The organism is Thiobacillus sp. SCN 63-57 (assembly GCF_001725555.1).
Taxonomy (GTDB): Bacteria; Pseudomonadota; Gammaproteobacteria; order Burkholderiales; family Thiobacillaceae; genus Thiobacillus.
The window spans coordinates 1-14602 of sequence record NZ_MEGP01000004.1; the positions used below are offsets into that span (position 1 = coordinate 1).

Here is a 14602-nt window from a genome sequence, read left to right on the forward strand (position 1 = left end):
CCAAACCCTTTGGCCTCCTATCTTCCGGCAACGCCGAAATCAATGCGATACGCTCTTCCAATGTTTCATTATTGGTGGGAGCTTGTGAATAAGTGGTCTTCGGAATTTGCGACAAAGCGAGTTGTGCCAACCTATCGCTGGCCAGATAAAGTTCGCTAATGCGTCCTGCCTCAAAAAGGTGGTGCCTCAATTCTGCATAAGATGTAATACATCTCTCAGCATCCTTCACTTGAACGGCTTTGAAATGTCTGAAATGGTAGTCTGCTGCGAGATTGTGAGCCCGCTTCCACTCGGCCTCCTCGTCGCGTAGCCGCGTAACGCTGATCTCGCGCGCCAACGGATGCATGGTGTTACCGCTTGGTGTATCAATCAGTAGAAATCTGTAGATAAGCTGTTTCCTCATAACTTCTGCAGAAACGTCGGTGCTTGGAAATTCAGAAAATGCTTCTTTTCTGAATGCTCGACGATGTACTGCCATCCATCGCATGAATTTCAGCAGATCGCCCTCCATGCGGGAAAGAGTCCGTTCGATCAAGCCACGTTCAAAATCTTCAACCAAGTCATGATTTATCTCAACGTCTAAAGCAAGTCTTCAAGGGAATCGCAAACCAAGCATTCAACTAATGTTGCCAAAGCTCGTGGATTGCCGCCTAAGCGATGGCATATTTCCTCCAACCTATCGGCGGGAACTTTTGAAGTTAAATCCTTTGACTGAAGCTGTTCAGTAAGAAAGGCCGCCGCCTCTGTGTCCGAAAGGCCTTTAAGTTCTTGAATGCGGCACTTCTCGCACCACCGCACTTTTTTGACTGCACGATTGCTTATGAGTAATAACCTGCCGACGGGGCGACTGGAGTTATTGAGCTTTTCTATCAGATCTTGCCAGCCCACTGGTGGGAGAGTATCTCTGTTGGAAAATAAGCGCTGGAATTCGTCAACAACAATTAGTATCCGTTCACGCCGAAGCACTTTAAGCAAGGCACTGAAAAGGTCGCCGTCAGCGCCCTTTTCAAACTCATCCATCAAATCAGTTATACCTTCGCTAGCTAGCGCACCAGCCAGACCCACTAAAATATCCACCGAAGAGTCTTGAGCATCCGGCGACGGTTCAATCGGATCAAGGCTAAGTGGAACGTTAGCCGCAATTGCCGAGGCCAATTGAGTTTTGCCACATCCAGGGAATCCTTGCAATATTGCGACTGGCGGACCATTCAGCAACCAGTCGGTTGTAAACGAATTTAGCAAATCACTGCGCTGTTTTCCGTGAAGCTTGCTTTCGAAAGGCGCTTCTTTGATCCAGCCGGTCATCAGCTTGATGAATTCATCACGGGTGAGGGGCTCACGAGTTGTCGAATAGTGCAGCAATCTTGAGATGAGGCTGTGGGCGATCATTTCGCGCTCGTCGGCTTTGCCCGCATTGAGGTTTTGCGTTTCGATAAATTTTGCGATCAGATGGGCCGCTTCTCCGATGAGTCCTGGGAGGTCAAGGTTCTTCTTCTCGATGCCCACTGCACCAACTTTGTTCACTTGCGCCAGGCTTGTGTGGTAATTGCCTACCAACATGAGACTGCACGTTTCGCTTTTGCGGGCAGCTTCCAATTTCTTAGCCCATCCTTCAACGGCGCTTTTCTGGAATTCGTTGATAGTGGATTTCACCTGTACGGCGAAGGTGCCTTGGGCGTTGCTCCAAACGAAGTCGAACTGTTCATCCGCGTGTGCGGGTTCTAGCGTAATTACAGTAAAAGGTGGATCAGCCTGCGCGATTTTGAGCAAGGCGACGAGCGTCTGCACGAGGTAGCCGCGAATGGCCGTCGGGCCGCCAGCGTTGTCCTGTGTCGCGCTCATGAATTATTTAAGACCGCCATGCGAGTCATATTCCGCCCTTATCCCCGTCTGTTTGTCGCAGCACTAGGGCAATAGGACTAGGTGTTGCTCCAGCGCATACCTGAATAATACGCATTGATAACTATTACAAACCTCATTTTTGCTTAACTAGGTCAATTTGACCGCTCAGAAGCCCTGAGCGGACACACTTGCCTAGCTGGGCCGAAGTCGGCTTCGGCCGACAACCCGACACGTGATGTGTTCTGCTTGGCCGTCCGGTACAGGTCGAAGGCGGACTTTCACACTCCACCCCAGTTGTCGTAACTTACTTTGCGTATTCCTTGTTACAGAAACCGAAATCGGCCCACCACGCTTCCCCTCACCCTCGTCATCGCAACAAAAACCTCCTTCTGATCACTGCGACCCTGTCTACTGCTGCGCCGCGAGCATTTCTTTAGAACCAGTATGCATTCCGCTGTGTCGGGCCAAGTTGGCCGCGGCACTGGCGACATGACCGCCTTCGGGCAAGCTGCCGGGCGTGTGGGTTTTGCTGACGATCTGCAAATGCCTTGGAAATTGTTTCAGCAGGCTCTACCCTGAAGAAATGTTTCCGGAAGGCGGCGCATCATTCTGCGGCCCATCGGGCGCTCGGCCGCGCGCCCACCTGCTCGAAACCAACATCCCCGGCGCACCAGGCGCTTCACGAATAAAGGAGACATCATGGCAGCACACCCCCCCTGCGACCATATCGATGCGATCACGGCCGTCAAGCATGCGAAAAACCAGGTATGCGAGGAATGCATCAAGACCGACGACAGCTGGGTCCACCTGCGGACCTGCCAGACATGCGGGACGACCCTGTGCTGCGACAACTCGCCCAACCGCCATGCCACCCGGCATGCGCAGATGAGCGGTCATCCGGTGATTGCGTCAGCGGAGCCCGGGGAGCGCTGGCTGTACTGCTACCCGGACGACGCCTTCGCGGATTACTGAGTCGCGCGCAGGCCAATGACCGCAACCTCGGACTTCGCGGCAACGGGCGTACGCCTCGACCGCCCGGTCGACGACGAGCTGGACCACATTCTCGGCCCTGCGCAGGCGCCGATCACGCTGGTGGAATACGGCAGCTACGCGTGCCCGCACTGCCGGGCGGCCAATGAACGCATTACCGAAGTCCGCAACCAGCTGGGGGATCGCCTGCGCTACGTGTTCCGCCATCGGCCGCTGATCGGCAGCGACATCGCGCGGCCTGCGGCCGAATTGGCGGAGTCGGCCGCGAGCCATGCGCAGTTCTGGGACGCGCACGTGAGCTTGATGACGCGATCGCACACCTTGACCGAGGACGATTTGCGGGCGGTTGCGGACACGCTGGGCCTGACGCGAATGGATGCCGACAGGGCGCACGCAGTGGCCGAACGGGCACGAGAGCGCGTGGCGCGCGACATCGACAGCGCGCAGGCCAGCGGCGTGCGCTACACGCCGACGTTTTTCATCAATGGGCGCCGTTACGATGGGCCCTGGGACGAGAGTTCCTTTACCGATGCGATGCTGGGCTCGCTCGGGCATCGCGTTCGCACGGCCGCACTGAGCTTCGCGAGCTGGGCGCCGTCGGCCGGCATCCTGCTGTTGCTGGCCTCCATCCTGGCCATGGTCCTCACCAATTCCCGGCTGGGTGCCGATTTCGAAGCCTTCTGGCACACCGGATTCGGGTTTGCATTCGGCGAAACCGGCTTCCGGATGTCCTTGCTGCACTGGGTCAACGATGCGCTCCTGACGATTTTTTTTCTCGTCGTGGGACTCGAAATCAAACGCGAATTCACCGTCGGCCACCTGGCTAGCCGCCGCGCGGCCGCCTTGCCGATTGCGGCTGCAATCGGCGGCATGGCAGTGCCGGCGCTCATCTACCTGATGCTCATCCCGGCGGGTCCGTGGTCGCTTGGCTGGGGCGTGCCGATGGCGACCGACACCGCCTTCGCCGTGGCCCTGGTCGCGATGCTGGGCGCCCGCGTACCGGTAGAGCTGCGCATCTTTCTGACGGCGGCGGCCATCGTCGACGACATCGGTGCCATTCTCGTCGTGGCCATCTTCTATTCCGGCGATCTGCATGCCGGCTATCTCGCCGCCACCGGCGTACTGGTCCTGTTGAATCGAGCGGGAATCTATCGTGTCCTGCCCTACATGCTGACAGGGGTTGCACTGTGGGCCTGCGTGCAGGCCGGCGGCCTCCACGCCACGCTGGCCGGCGTCATCTTGGCTGCCTTCATCCCCACGCGTCCGCCGCCCGACTACACGACCCTCGCGATGCAGGCCGAAGCGATTCTGACGACCGAGGCCCAACACCGTGGCGAACAATTCCGTCACGGGCCGTCCGCCCCCGCGCTGGAGGCGCTGGATGCGATCCACGATCGCCTGGAATCCCCGGCGGGCCGCATGTTGCGCAATGCCGCGCCACGGTCCAGCTATCTGGTGCTGCCGATCTTTGCCCTGGCGAATGCCGGCGTCCCCATCAGCACGGACGTGTTCAGCCAGCACGGCATGCTCGTGTTCGCCATCGTGGCCGGCCTGTCCGTCGGCAAGCCGCTGGGCTTCATCCTGGCGTCCGCCCTGGCCGTTCGCATCGGACTCGCGCACAAGCCCGATGCGTATTCCTGGCGGCAGCTCGCGGGGGCCGGAACCTTGGCCGGCATCGGCTTCACCATGTCGCTCTTCATCGCCGGGCAGGCGTTCCCGCTTGCCGGCGATTTCGCCGTCGCCAAGATCGCGGTGTTCGCCGCCTCGGTGTTGTCGTCCGTGCTCGGCGTGGCGATGCTTTGGCGCACGCAGGCACGTCAAACAGCACAGGCGGCATAAACTGGCTTCCATCACATCCACCTCCGCAGCCGACATGCGCCCCAGCGACTTCAGCGATGAATTTCCGCTCGATCCCGGTCTGATCTATCTCAACCATGCAGCGGTGTCGCCCTGGCCGCGCCGTACGGCAGAAGCGGTGAAACGCTTTGCCGAGGAGAACCTGCACCAGGGCGGGCGCGATTATCCACGCTGGCTGGAGACGGAAACCCGCTTGCGTGAACAATGCCGGAGCCTGCTCAACGCCTCTTCCGCTGACGACATCGCGCTCCTGAAAAACACGTCCGAAGCACTGTCCGTCGTGGCACATGGCCTGACCTGGCAGGCGGGCGACAACGTGGTCATCAGCGATCAGGAATTCCCCTCCAACCGTATCGTCTGGCAGTCGCTGCAGGACCAAGGCGTGGAAACCCGCTGCGTCGACTTGTCGCGCGGTGCATCGCCCGAACAGGCGCTCGACGCGTGCATGGACGGGCGCACCCGCCTATTGGCGATCAGTTCGGTGCAGTACGCCAGCGGACTGCGGCTGGATCTGGCGCAGCTGGGCGCATACTGCCGCGCGCGCGGCGTGCTGTTCTGCATCGACGCCATCCAGAGCCTGGGCGCGCTGCCGCTGGATGTCCAGGCCTGCGGCGCGGATTTCGCCATGGCCGACGGCCACAAATGGCTGCTCGGGCCGGAAGGCTGCGCGGTGTTCTACGTCCGCGCCGAGGCCCGGGATCGGCTACGGCTCAGGCAGTACGGCTGGCACATGGTGGAACACCACCTGGATTTTTCCCGCCATGACTGGCAAGCCACGGCGAGCGCCCGCCGTTTCGAATGCGGCAGCCCCAACATGCTTGGCATTCATGCCCTGAGCGCGAGCCTTGCGCTGCTGGCCGAGGTGGGCATGGCGACAGTGGCGGCGCGCGTGCTTGAAAACAGCGCCTGGTTGATGGAGGCCTTGAGCGAACTGCCCGGCGTCGAGATTCTCACTCCGCGCCAGCCCGGACGTTATGTCGGGATCGTCAGCTTCCGCCATCGCCGCATCGATGCGGCAGACCTGCACCAGCACCTGCTTGCGCGAAATGTGATCTGCGCCCACCGCGGCGGCGGCGTGCGCTTTTCGCCGCACTTCTACACCACCGAGGCGCAATTGGCGGCTGCGGTCGCCGCAGTGGCAGAGGCTATTTCCTGCCAGGGCTAACACGTTCTAGACGGGTTGCAGGCAATGGACGCTGAATAGCGCGTCGTCGTCCTGCCATACGCGCAGGCTGGCCATTCCAGCTTGCGCTGCCAGCGCCTGGAATTCCTCGACGCTGAACTTGTAGGAGTTCTCGGTATGGATGCTTTCTCCGGCCTGGAATTCGAAGCAGCAGCCGTCGATCCGGACGCGCTGCGGTGCGGTGGCGACCAGATGCATCTCGATCCTGCCCAGTTGCGCGTTGTAGAAGGCTTCATGGCGGAAGGCCGCGAGGTCGAAATCGGCATCCAGCTCACGGTTGATCCGCGTCAGCAGGTTCAGGTTGAACTGCGCGGTGACGCCCTCGCTGTCGTTGTAGGCGGCATGCAGGCGCGACGGAGCTTTCTTGAGATCGACGCCGATCAGCAGCCGGCCTTCGGGGCCGATGATGTTGGCGATGCGCCGCAGCAGATCGCGGGCCTGGCCGGGATCGAAATTGCCGATGCTGGAACCGGGGAAAAAGGCTGACCGCCGCTTCGCGGCGACGACACCGGGAAGCGCGAGCGGCTTTGAATAATCGGTACAGATCGCATGTACCTCCAGTTCCGGATGGTCCCCGGCGATGGCCCCTGCGGACAATCGGAGCGGCTCACGCGAAATGTCGATCGGCGCATAGGTCTGGGGCTGCAGCGCATCGAGCAGCACGCGTATCTTGGTGTCGCTGCCGCTGCCGAGCTCGAACAGCAGGCCGTCGTTGCCCAACATGTCGGCCATGTCTTCGCCATGCCGCTGCAGCAGATCGATTTCGGTGCGCGTCGGGTAGTATTCCGGCAGCCGGGTGATAGCGTCGAACAGTTGCGATCCGCGTTCATCGTAGAAGAATTTGGGCGACAGCTGCCGGGGGGTCTGGCGCAGTCCGGCAATGACGTCCGAATGGAAATCCTCCGGCTCGGGATGCAGATCATGGAAGTGAAAATTCGGAAGCGCCGTTTCCATCATGCGTCCTCCGCCAGCCGGATTCCCTGGAACTGCCAGCGATCATGAGGATAGAAGAAGTTGCGGTAGCTGGCGCGGACATGGTCGGCAGCGGTGACACAGGCGCCGCCGCGCAACACCGTCTGGTTGCACATGAACTTTCCGTTGTATTCGCCAAGCGCACCGTCGGCCAGGCGAAAGCCCGGATAGGCCTGATAAGGCGAGGCGGTATGCTCCCACACGTCGCCGTACATCTGCAGCAGCCCCTCCCCGGGCAGCGCGGGTGCCGGATGCAGCCTGCCGCTGTCGCGCAGGTTGCCGCCAACGGCCACTCCGCGCGCCGCGATTTCCCATTCGGCTTCCGTGGGCAGCCGTTTGCCTGCCCAGGCAGCGTACGCGTCCGCTTCGTAGTAGCTGACATGACAGACCGGTTCCTCCAGGTTCAGCGGGCGCATCCCGCCGAGCGTGAAGTGCCGCTCTGTCCCGTCTTGCGATTCCCAGTACAGCGGGCTCGACCAATGCAGGCGCCTTGACGTCGCCCAGCCGTCGGAGAGCCAGAATGCGGGATTGTCATAGCCGCCGTCCTGCATGAATGCGAGGAACTCGCCGTTGGTCACCGGGCGCGAAGCCAGGCGGAACGCGTTCAGATAGACCCGGTGGCGGGGCTTTTCGTTGTCGTAGGCGAAGCCGCTACCCTGATGGCCGATCTCGTGGATGCCTCCTGGAAGCGCGATCCAGTGCAGGGGCGGCGCAGTGGCAGATGAGGTTTCGGGCAGGTCGTCGCGGTAGGCGGGACGCAACGGATTGGCGCTGAAGTTGAGCTTGATATCGGTCAACAGCAATTCCTGATGCTGCTGTTCGTGGTTGAGGCCGATCTCCAGCCGCTGCTGCAGGGCCGGCCATACGTCGTCGCCGGCACGCTGCAGCAGGGTCAGCATGTGTTCGTCCACATGCGCCCGGTAACGGAGGATGTCGTCGACGTCCGGACGCGACAGAAATCCGCGTTCCTGGCGGGGATGGAATTTTCCGATCTGCTCATAATAGGAATTGAACAGATAGCCGAATACGGGATGGAATTCCGCGTAGCCCGAAAGATAGGCCTTCAGCAGGAAGGTCTCGAAGAACCAACTCACATGTGCCAGATGCCATTTGGCCGGACTGGCCTCGGGGGCGGTCTGGATCACATGGTCTTCGCGCGTCAACGGTGCGCATAGCGCTTCGCTTTGCTGTCGCACGTTCAGATAGGCGTTCGTCCAAACGCTGCGCTGTTCATCCGGCGATGCCGGCATTGAGTCGGGAATGACCATGGTTCCTTGGTTTGCCTGCTTGAATGTCAGAACATCGCGTGGTCTTTGTCCCGTGCCGGGCCTGTCTGGATGGCCCTCCGGTGCACACACTGCGACGCATAGTCTACTAGGATCATAGTTGGCCACTTGCGCTTGTAAAGTTCGAGGGGAAATCATGGACATACAGACCGCCTCCCATACGGAACCCTGGCCCAGCCTGCCGCTTGAGGCCTGGCGCGACACCTATGCAACCTTGCACCTGTGGACCCAGATCGTCGGCAAGATCCGGCTGGTGCAAAGCCCCTGGGTCAACCATGCCTGGCATGTCACGCTGGTTGTGACGGCGCGCGGCCTCACCACCACCTCCATCCCGTATGGCACCCGGACGTTCCAGATCGATTTCGACTTCATCGCGCATCGATTGACGATACAGTCGAGCGATGGCGGAATGGCGTCCTTCTCGCTCCAGGCGCAATCAGTGGCCACGTTCTATGCGCGCCTGATGGCCGAACTGGATGCACTCCAGCTGCATGTGGAACTTCACCTTCTTCCTTGCGAAGTCGCCGACCCCCAACCCTTCGATCAGGACGAAACGCACTGTGCCTACGATCCGGAGTTTGCCGCCCGGTTCTGGCAGGTCCTGGTTCAGGCGGACCGGGTATTCAAGCAGTTCCGCGCGCGCTTCATGGGCAAGTGCAGTCCGGTGCATTTTTTCTGGGGGGCGCCAGACCTGGCCGTGACGCGTTTTTCCGGGCGACCGGCCCCACGGCATCCCGGCGGCATTGCGAATCTGCCGGACTGGGTGACCCGGGAAGCATATTCGCACGAAGTCAGCAGTGGTGGATTCTGGCCCGGCGGCGGCCCGATTCCCTATGCGGCGTTCTATTCCTATGCCTACCCGGAACCTGCAGGCTACGCCAAGGCGAAGGTCGAGCCCGCTGCCGCCTTCTACAGCACCGAGCTTCGCGAATTCATCCTGCCCTACGATGCCGTGCGACAGGCGGCGGCACCGGACGACGCACTGCTCGCCTTTCTGCAAACGACGTATGACGCTGCGGCCGACCTGGGCGCCTGGGATCGCGCATCGCTCGAACGGGATGGCGATTCGATCGGCCCAGCCTGATAATGTCCAACCGAACAGCTCGCAAGGCCCGGTCGATTTCGCGCGTCACCCGAATAGCCTTGCGCTTCATCCACATTCATTCCGGATCGATCTGTCATGCCATCGCTTACCCTCGTCATCGGCAACAAGAACTACTCGTCCTGGTCGCTACGGCCCTGGCTGCTGCTGCGCCAGGCAGGCATTCCCTTCGAGGAAGTGCGCATCCCGCTGTACGCACCCGGATCCACTGAAGAACTGGCGGCATGGTCGCCTTCGGGCAAGGTGCCGGCGCTGCATGACGGCGACCTCCGGGTGTGGGATTCGCTGGCGATCTGCGAATACCTCAACGAACGTTTTCCGGACAAGCAGTTGTGGCCGGTCGACGCAGCGGCGCGGGCGGTGGCGCGCGCGGTGAGCGCGGAGATGCACGCGGGCTTTTCCGCGCTGCGCGAGCACATGTCGATGAACATCCGGGCACGGCGCCCGGGCCAGGGACGCACGCCGGAATGCCTGGCGGATGTCGCGCGCATCCTGGCGATCTGGACAGAGTGTCGCGCGCGCTTCGGCGCTGGCGGCGATTTCCTGTTCGGGCGTTTCGGCATTGCGGATGCGATGTATGCGCCGGTGGTGCTGCGCTTCCAGACCTATGGCGTGGCGCTGGAAGGCGCGGCGCGCGACTATGCGGCGGCAGTGCTGGCGCTGCCGGCGTTGCAGGAATGGGTGGCAGACGGCGTGGCGGAGACCGAACGCATCGCAGCATTCGAACGCGACGAATGAGGCAATGGGACGCCGGGACCACTATCACGTCTATGTGATCGAATTGTCGAACGATGTGCTTTACGAAGGCCGGTTCAAGAAAGCCAACCCCGGTTATGCCATGGGCAAGCCCTGTCTCTATGTCGGGATGACGGGGCTGGATCCCGACGTGCGATTCGACAAGCACAAGGCCGGCATCCAGTTCAACCGATTCGTCAAGGAATACGGCCTGCGCCTGCTGCCTGAGCTTTATGAGCTCTACGGCCTGCTGTCGTATGAAGACGCCCGCACCCTGGAGGTTGAACTGGCGATCGATTTCCGCGAAGCCGGATATGGGGTGTGGCAGGCGTGATCCGGATGCTGCACGAGCGCCACGGTCACGCCTTGTCGGGAACGAACGTCAGCACCGCACCATTGTTGCAGTAGCGTAGGCCGGTGGGCTTCGGCCCGTCCTTGAAGACGTGGCCATGGTGGCCGCCGCAGCGTGCGCAGTGGTATTCGGTGCGCGGCAGCAGCAGTTTCAGGTCGGTCTTGGTTTCCACGTGTCCCGGAAGCACATCGTAGAAGCTGGGCCAGCCGGTGCCGCTGTCGTATTTGAACCGGGAGGGGAAGAGCGGCAGTCGGCAGGCCGCGCACACATACAGGCCGCTGCGCGTTTCATGGTCGAGCGGACTGCTGAAGGGCCGCTCGGTCCCCTCCTCGCGCAGGATGTCGAACTGTTCCGGCGTAAGCCGCTTCTTCCACTCGGCGTTACTGAGAACCAGCCGGTCGATGCGTTCCGCCGCCCAGGCCGGCCCGGGTAGCGCGAGCTGCATGAGCACCGGCACGCTGGCCGTCAGTTTGATGAATGTTCGTCTGTCCATGATGGTTCACCTCGTCCGAACCGGTTCGCTCCAACCTATCTGTCCACATACCAGGCCGGGAACTGTTGTCGCAGCGCGGCAATCTTCGGCAAGTCGTTGATGACGATATACGGCTGGTTGGGATGGCGGTCCAGATAGTTCTGATGGTAGGCCTCCGCATCGTAGAACCCCTTCAGCGGCACGACCTGGGTGACGATGGGGCGCCTGAACACGCCCGCTGCCTGGAGCTGGGCGATGTAGCCGTCGGCCACGCGCTTCTGGTCGGCGTTGGCATAGAAGATCGCCGAACGGTATTGCGTGCCGGTATCCGGCCCCTGCCGGTTCAGTTCCGTCGGATCATGCGCGACGGAAAAGAACACCTTCAGGAGCTGCCCGTAGCTGATGCGCGCCGGGTCGTAGAAAATATGCACCGATTCGGCGTGGCCGGTCCGGCCGCTGCTCACCTGGCCATACGTGGCCGTATCCGCGTTGCCGCCGGCGTAGCCCGACACCACCCGGGTGACGCCCTTGACATGCTCGAACACACCCTCCATTCCCCAGAAGCATCCGCCGGCCAGCACAGCCGTCTGCATGCCGCTCACGCCGGCGAGCGGGGTGTCGACGGCCGGATCGGGCAAAGGCGTGGCGGGCGACGCGTACGAGCACCCTGCCAGCGCAATGCCCAGGATGGATGCGATGACTGCAACAACAAGACGGTTCACGATGCACCTCCTTTGCCTCGGTTCGGAAGGCCTGACGGGTTTGGGTGTCCGGGCGACGCGCATACGCGTCCGGTCGATCCGGCGCTGCGCTGCTTCATCCTATACTTGACCATGATCCTTGGGGATAGTCTTTCTTCGACTCCACATCCAGGCACATGGTTTCCTCGGCCATTCCGCGCAGGCAGGCTTCGGTACGCACAAATACTGGTTGATCCGGCCCCACGGCCCGCTAGTATTCAGGCCGTTACCCGAGAACTTTCCGCAACCTTGCTACCCCAATGGGCACCTCTGCCCGGATTGTCTGTCATGCGTCAAAACAAGAATGCCCTGATGTCCCGCCTTGCCGCAGCATTGGGAATGAATTCGGGCACCCTGCCCGCGCTTGCCGATATCGATAGCTCCGTCTTCGCCGGTTTCAGGCAGGTGCTCCAGAAGGGCCTGCTGATCTTCGCGCTCATCATCACGATCCTGTTTGCCATGATGTTCTACCAATACCAGCGCTCGGCCGAGGCTGTTCACTCGGTGGAGCACACGCGCCAGGTCATCGCCTACATCAACGCGCTGCGCACCTACCTGCTCAACCTGGACAATGCGGTCCGCCAGTATGCCGATTCGCAGAACCGCACCGATCTCGATCCCAGCCTGATCTGCCGCCCATCATCGTGCCCCAGTGCCGAACAACTGATTGCCTTGATCGGCAACGACGGTCCCCAGGCAGCTCGCCTGGCCCCCTTGCCGGCCTTGCAGGCGGCCCTGGAAACCGGATTCAGCGCGCTGCAACAAGGCACGACAGGAGGCGCTGCCCTGCCGCCCGGACAGGAACTGGGCGGATTCGACAAATCCGCCATCGAACAAATCCATCGCATTCTGATCGAAGCCGAGCGGGAAGAGCTGAATCAGCTGGAAACGCGCGAAGCGGCACGCGTCCATGGCGAAAGCCTGTCGTCGGCACTGCTGGGAATCGCCGGATTATGGACAGGCCTGGCCTTGTTCGGGTTGTACCGGGAAACCGTTCGTCTGATCCGGGCAGGTATCCATGCCGAGCAGACGATCCGGCAACTCAGCCTGCGCGACCCGTTGACGGGGCTTGCCAACCGGCGTTTCCTGCAGGAAAACACGCGACACATGATCGCCGGCGCGCGCCGCGCGCGGACGCAGATGGCGGTGTTGGCTGTCGATCTGGACAATTTCAAGGCCGTCAACGATCAGCACGGGCATGCGGCGGGCGACACGGTGCTCGTGACAGCGGCCCAGCGGATGAAGCAGTTGCTCCGCGAAGCGGACGTGATCGCCCGCTTTGGCGGAGACGAATTCGTGATCGTGCTGGTCCAGGTCGACGATACGGAGGCCGCACGCGAGGTGGCACGCCGCGTGGTGGATTCCCTGCGGCAGCCTATCCCGCTGGCGGATGGGGCCAGCGCCCACATCGGCGCCTCCGTGGGTATCGCCATGTGCTGCGAGGACGGCGACACGCTGGATGCCCTGCTGAAGAAAGCCGACGCGGCACTTTACGCCGCGAAACGTGACGGCAAGGGCACGTTCCGCCAGGCCGACGCCCAGCCTGCATAAAACCGTGCGGCAGCCATCAGGCCGCCTGGGTCCCCCATACCCTAGCAGCGCATGCTCAGCCAGCGTCTGGACTTCACGTCCACGTAGCCGATCGTCGCCTTCTTGAAGTTGAGGTCGACGAACAGCTCGCAGCGCCATTCACCGTTGCGCCAGCACATCGCCACGCTGCTGTCATTCGAGTACATCAGGTGGAACACGCCGTCGAACGCAGGATAGCTGTTGCGGAACTCCATCAGCTTGAGCAGACGCCGCACCACGGGTGACTTCACGGCCTCGTCGACCTCGGCCGCGCTGTAGCGGTGGCGGTTGATGTCGCGCTGCTCGCCAGTGGCTTCCAGTAGTTCCTGGTCGTTGCTGCCGGCGAGCAGGCCGACGTAATAGACCTGCGGTATGCCCGGCGCGAAAAACTGGATCGCGCGCGCGGCGATGTAGGCGTCGTCGTTGCGCTTGAGCGCGTCGTAGTAAGTGCAGGTGAGCTGGTAGATCGCGCCAACGCTGTGCACGTTGGCGGCGGAACGGCGCAGGATGGGATCGGCCGAACGCTGGCTGACGTTGTTGATCACCGCCTGGATCTCGGTCTTGGGCAGCACGCCCTCGACATCCGGGATGCAGATGCCGTCATGCGTGTCGAGCACGGTGAGCTGATTACGCGGACACATGCGCAACCACTGCTTGAGATAGACGCTGTTGGCGTCAAACAGCGAATACAGCAGCAGCGGCGCCAGCGCGAAGCCGTAGGGATGCATGCCGTGCAACGCGATGGCGTACTGGAAACTGGCATGGTCGTGCACCTCGGGCAGGGTCTCCGCGCCATGTTCACGCGCCACGCCGTCGATCCACTTGAGGATATCGTAGACATCCGGCTCGACCAGGAAGCAACTGGTGCCGATCTTCTTCGTGGTGTAGCCGAACGCGTCGAGGCGGAACAGCTTCACACCGCGCGCAGTGAGGAATTTGATGGCGTCCTCCATCAGCGCGTAAGTCTTGGGCGAGTTGTAGTTGAGGTCGATCTGGTGTTCGGTAAAGGTACACCAGACGCGCCCACTCGTGCCATCGGCGAAGCTCACATCGCGGAACGGTTCTTTTTCCTTGCGGATGTGGATGCGCGCCAAGTCGTCCTGCGAGATCGACCCGAGCTGGTCGACGTGCACGAACAGGTCGGCGTACTCCGAATCGTAGCCCTTGGCGACGAAGTCCTTGAATTCCTCGGATTCGTCGGAGATGTGATTCAGGGTCAGGTCGAGGCAGAGATCGAAGCGCGCAGAGATCTTTTCGATGTCGGCCCAGGTACCGTACTTCGGGTCGATTTCCTTGTGCGTCAGCGGCGAAAATCCGCCGTCGGCGTTCGACGGATACGGCGGCAGGATATGGACACCGCCGATGGCCTTCGAGAAGTGCCGGTCGATGAGGATAGACAGTTCGGCCAGGTTGGCGCCCATCCGGTCGGGATAAGCGATCAGCTGGACCTGGTTGCGCAGGGTCATGGGAGGATCCTCGGGTGAAGTGCTTGCGCAGGCACG

14 protein-coding genes are annotated in these 14602 nt (G+C 61.5%); 7 read left to right on the plus strand and 7 right to left on the minus strand.

Annotated elements, in window-relative coordinates; genetic code table 11:
* Both ABT23_RS01765 and ABT23_RS01770 read right to left on the minus strand, forming a co-directional pair.
* On the minus strand, positions 1-559 hold a 559-nt coding region (locus ABT23_RS01765), incomplete at its 3' end, for a hypothetical protein (protein WP_296630290.1).
* Between the two features lie 20 nt (positions 560-579).
* Positions 580-1842, minus strand: coding sequence for an ATP-binding protein (locus tag ABT23_RS01770; protein ID WP_296630293.1), 1263 nt, complete (start codon positions 1840-1842; stop codon positions 580-582).
* A 699-nt stretch (positions 1843-2541) separates the two neighbouring features.
* Here ABT23_RS01770 and ABT23_RS01775 point away from each other — a divergent pair.
* The 3 genes from ABT23_RS01775 to ABT23_RS01785 are packed head-to-tail and all read left to right on the plus strand — an operon-like array spanning position 2542 to position 5854.
* Complete coding sequence (locus tag ABT23_RS01775) at positions 2542-2814, plus strand: UBP-type zinc finger domain-containing protein (protein ID WP_296630296.1); 273 nt, start codon at positions 2542-2544, stop codon at positions 2812-2814.
* A 15-nt stretch (positions 2815-2829) separates the two neighbouring features.
* The gene (nhaA, locus tag ABT23_RS01780; protein ID WP_296630299.1) at positions 2830-4671 is read left to right on the plus strand and encodes a Na+/H+ antiporter NhaA; all 1842 of its coding nucleotides are present in this window, start codon (positions 2830-2832) and stop codon (positions 4669-4671) included.
* A gap of 34 nt (positions 4672-4705) precedes the next feature.
* Positions 4706-5854: an aminotransferase class V-fold PLP-dependent enzyme gene (locus ABT23_RS01785; protein ID WP_296630302.1), complete on the plus strand. Its 1149-nt coding sequence runs from the start codon at positions 4706-4708 to the stop codon at positions 5852-5854.
* 6 nt (positions 5855-5860) lie between these two features.
* Here the strand turns inward: ABT23_RS01785 and egtD are convergent, their stop codons facing one another.
* Both egtD and egtB read right to left on the minus strand, forming a co-directional pair.
* On the minus strand, positions 5861-6829 hold the full coding sequence (gene egtD, locus ABT23_RS01790) for an L-histidine N(alpha)-methyltransferase (RefSeq protein ID WP_296630304.1): 969 nt from the start codon (positions 6827-6829) through the stop codon (positions 5861-5863).
* Positions 6826-8112: an ergothioneine biosynthesis protein EgtB gene (gene egtB, locus ABT23_RS01795; protein WP_296630307.1), complete on the minus strand. Its 1287-nt coding sequence runs from the start codon at positions 8110-8112 to the stop codon at positions 6826-6828. The genes egtD and egtB overlap by 4 nt, the downstream gene beginning before the upstream one ends.
* Positions 8113-8266: 154 nt before the next feature.
* Between egtB and ABT23_RS01800 the strand changes: the two genes are divergently transcribed.
* The 3 genes from ABT23_RS01800 (at position 8267) to ABT23_RS01810 (ending at position 10301) form a co-directional block, all read left to right on the plus strand.
* On the plus strand, positions 8267-9214 hold the full coding sequence (locus tag ABT23_RS01800; RefSeq protein ID WP_296630310.1) for a DUF5996 family protein: 948 nt from the start codon (positions 8267-8269) through the stop codon (positions 9212-9214).
* Positions 9215-9310: 96 nt separating this feature from the next.
* Positions 9311-9970 (plus strand): glutathione S-transferase family protein, encoded by a 660-nt coding sequence (locus tag ABT23_RS01805; RefSeq protein WP_296630312.1) that lies wholly within the window; start codon positions 9311-9313, stop codon positions 9968-9970.
* A 4-nt stretch (positions 9971-9974) separates the two neighbouring features.
* Positions 9975-10301, plus strand: a complete 327-nt coding sequence (locus ABT23_RS01810; RefSeq protein WP_296630315.1) for a hypothetical protein — start codon at positions 9975-9977, stop codon at positions 10299-10301.
* A gap of 25 nt (positions 10302-10326) precedes the next feature.
* On the opposite strand, the gene msrB is transcribed toward ABT23_RS01810, so the two are convergent.
* Positions 10327-10812 carry a peptide-methionine (R)-S-oxide reductase MsrB gene (msrB, locus tag ABT23_RS01815; protein WP_296630318.1) on the minus strand — a complete coding sequence of 162 codons (486 nt, stop codon included), beginning with the start codon at positions 10810-10812 and terminating at the stop codon, positions 10327-10329.
* 35 nt (positions 10813-10847) lie between these two features.
* Entirely contained in the window at positions 10848-11513 is a 666-nt protein-coding gene (msrA, locus tag ABT23_RS01820; protein WP_296630320.1) for a peptide-methionine (S)-S-oxide reductase MsrA, read from the minus strand.
* Between the two features lie 306 nt (positions 11514-11819).
* Between msrA and ABT23_RS01825 the strand changes: the two genes are divergently transcribed.
* Entirely contained in the window at positions 11820-13082 is a 1263-nt protein-coding gene (locus tag ABT23_RS01825; protein ID WP_296630323.1) for a diguanylate cyclase, read from the plus strand.
* Positions 13083-13123: 41 nt separating this feature from the next.
* Here ABT23_RS01825 and gtfA read toward each other — a convergent pair whose 3' ends face one another.
* Positions 13124-14566 carry a sucrose phosphorylase gene (gene gtfA, locus ABT23_RS01830; protein ID WP_296630326.1) on the minus strand — a complete coding sequence of 481 codons (1443 nt, stop codon included), beginning with the start codon at positions 14564-14566 and terminating at the stop codon, positions 13124-13126.
* Positions 14567-14602: the final 36 nt, after the last annotated feature.

Coding starts and splice junctions, on each gene's coding strand:
- ABT23_RS01770 (WP_296630293.1), bottom strand. CDS start 1,842: ATGAGCGCGACACAGGACAACGCTGGCGGCCCGACGGCCATTCGCGGC.
- ABT23_RS01775 (WP_296630296.1), top strand. CDS start 2,542: ATGGCAGCACACCCCCCCTGCGACCATATCGATGCGATCACGGCCGTC.
- nhaA (WP_296630299.1), top strand. CDS start 2,830: ATGACCGCAACCTCGGACTTCGCGGCAACGGGCGTACGCCTCGACCGC.
- ABT23_RS01785 (WP_296630302.1), top strand. CDS start 4,706: ATGCGCCCCAGCGACTTCAGCGATGAATTTCCGCTCGATCCCGGTCTG.
- egtD (WP_296630304.1), bottom strand. CDS start 6,829: ATGATGGAAACGGCGCTTCCGAATTTTCACTTCCATGATCTGCATCCC.
- egtB (WP_296630307.1), bottom strand. CDS start 8,112: ATGGTCATTCCCGACTCAATGCCGGCATCGCCGGATGAACAGCGCAGC.
- ABT23_RS01800 (WP_296630310.1), top strand. CDS start 8,267: ATGGACATACAGACCGCCTCCCATACGGAACCCTGGCCCAGCCTGCCG.
- ABT23_RS01805 (WP_296630312.1), top strand. CDS start 9,311: ATGCCATCGCTTACCCTCGTCATCGGCAACAAGAACTACTCGTCCTGG.
- ABT23_RS01810 (WP_296630315.1), top strand. CDS start 9,975: ATGGGACGCCGGGACCACTATCACGTCTATGTGATCGAATTGTCGAAC.
- msrB (WP_296630318.1), bottom strand. CDS start 10,812: ATGGACAGACGAACATTCATCAAACTGACGGCCAGCGTGCCGGTGCTC.
- ABT23_RS01825 (WP_296630323.1), top strand. CDS start 11,820: ATGCGTCAAAACAAGAATGCCCTGATGTCCCGCCTTGCCGCAGCATTG.
- gtfA (WP_296630326.1), bottom strand. CDS start 14,566: ATGACCCTGCGCAACCAGGTCCAGCTGATCGCTTATCCCGACCGGATG.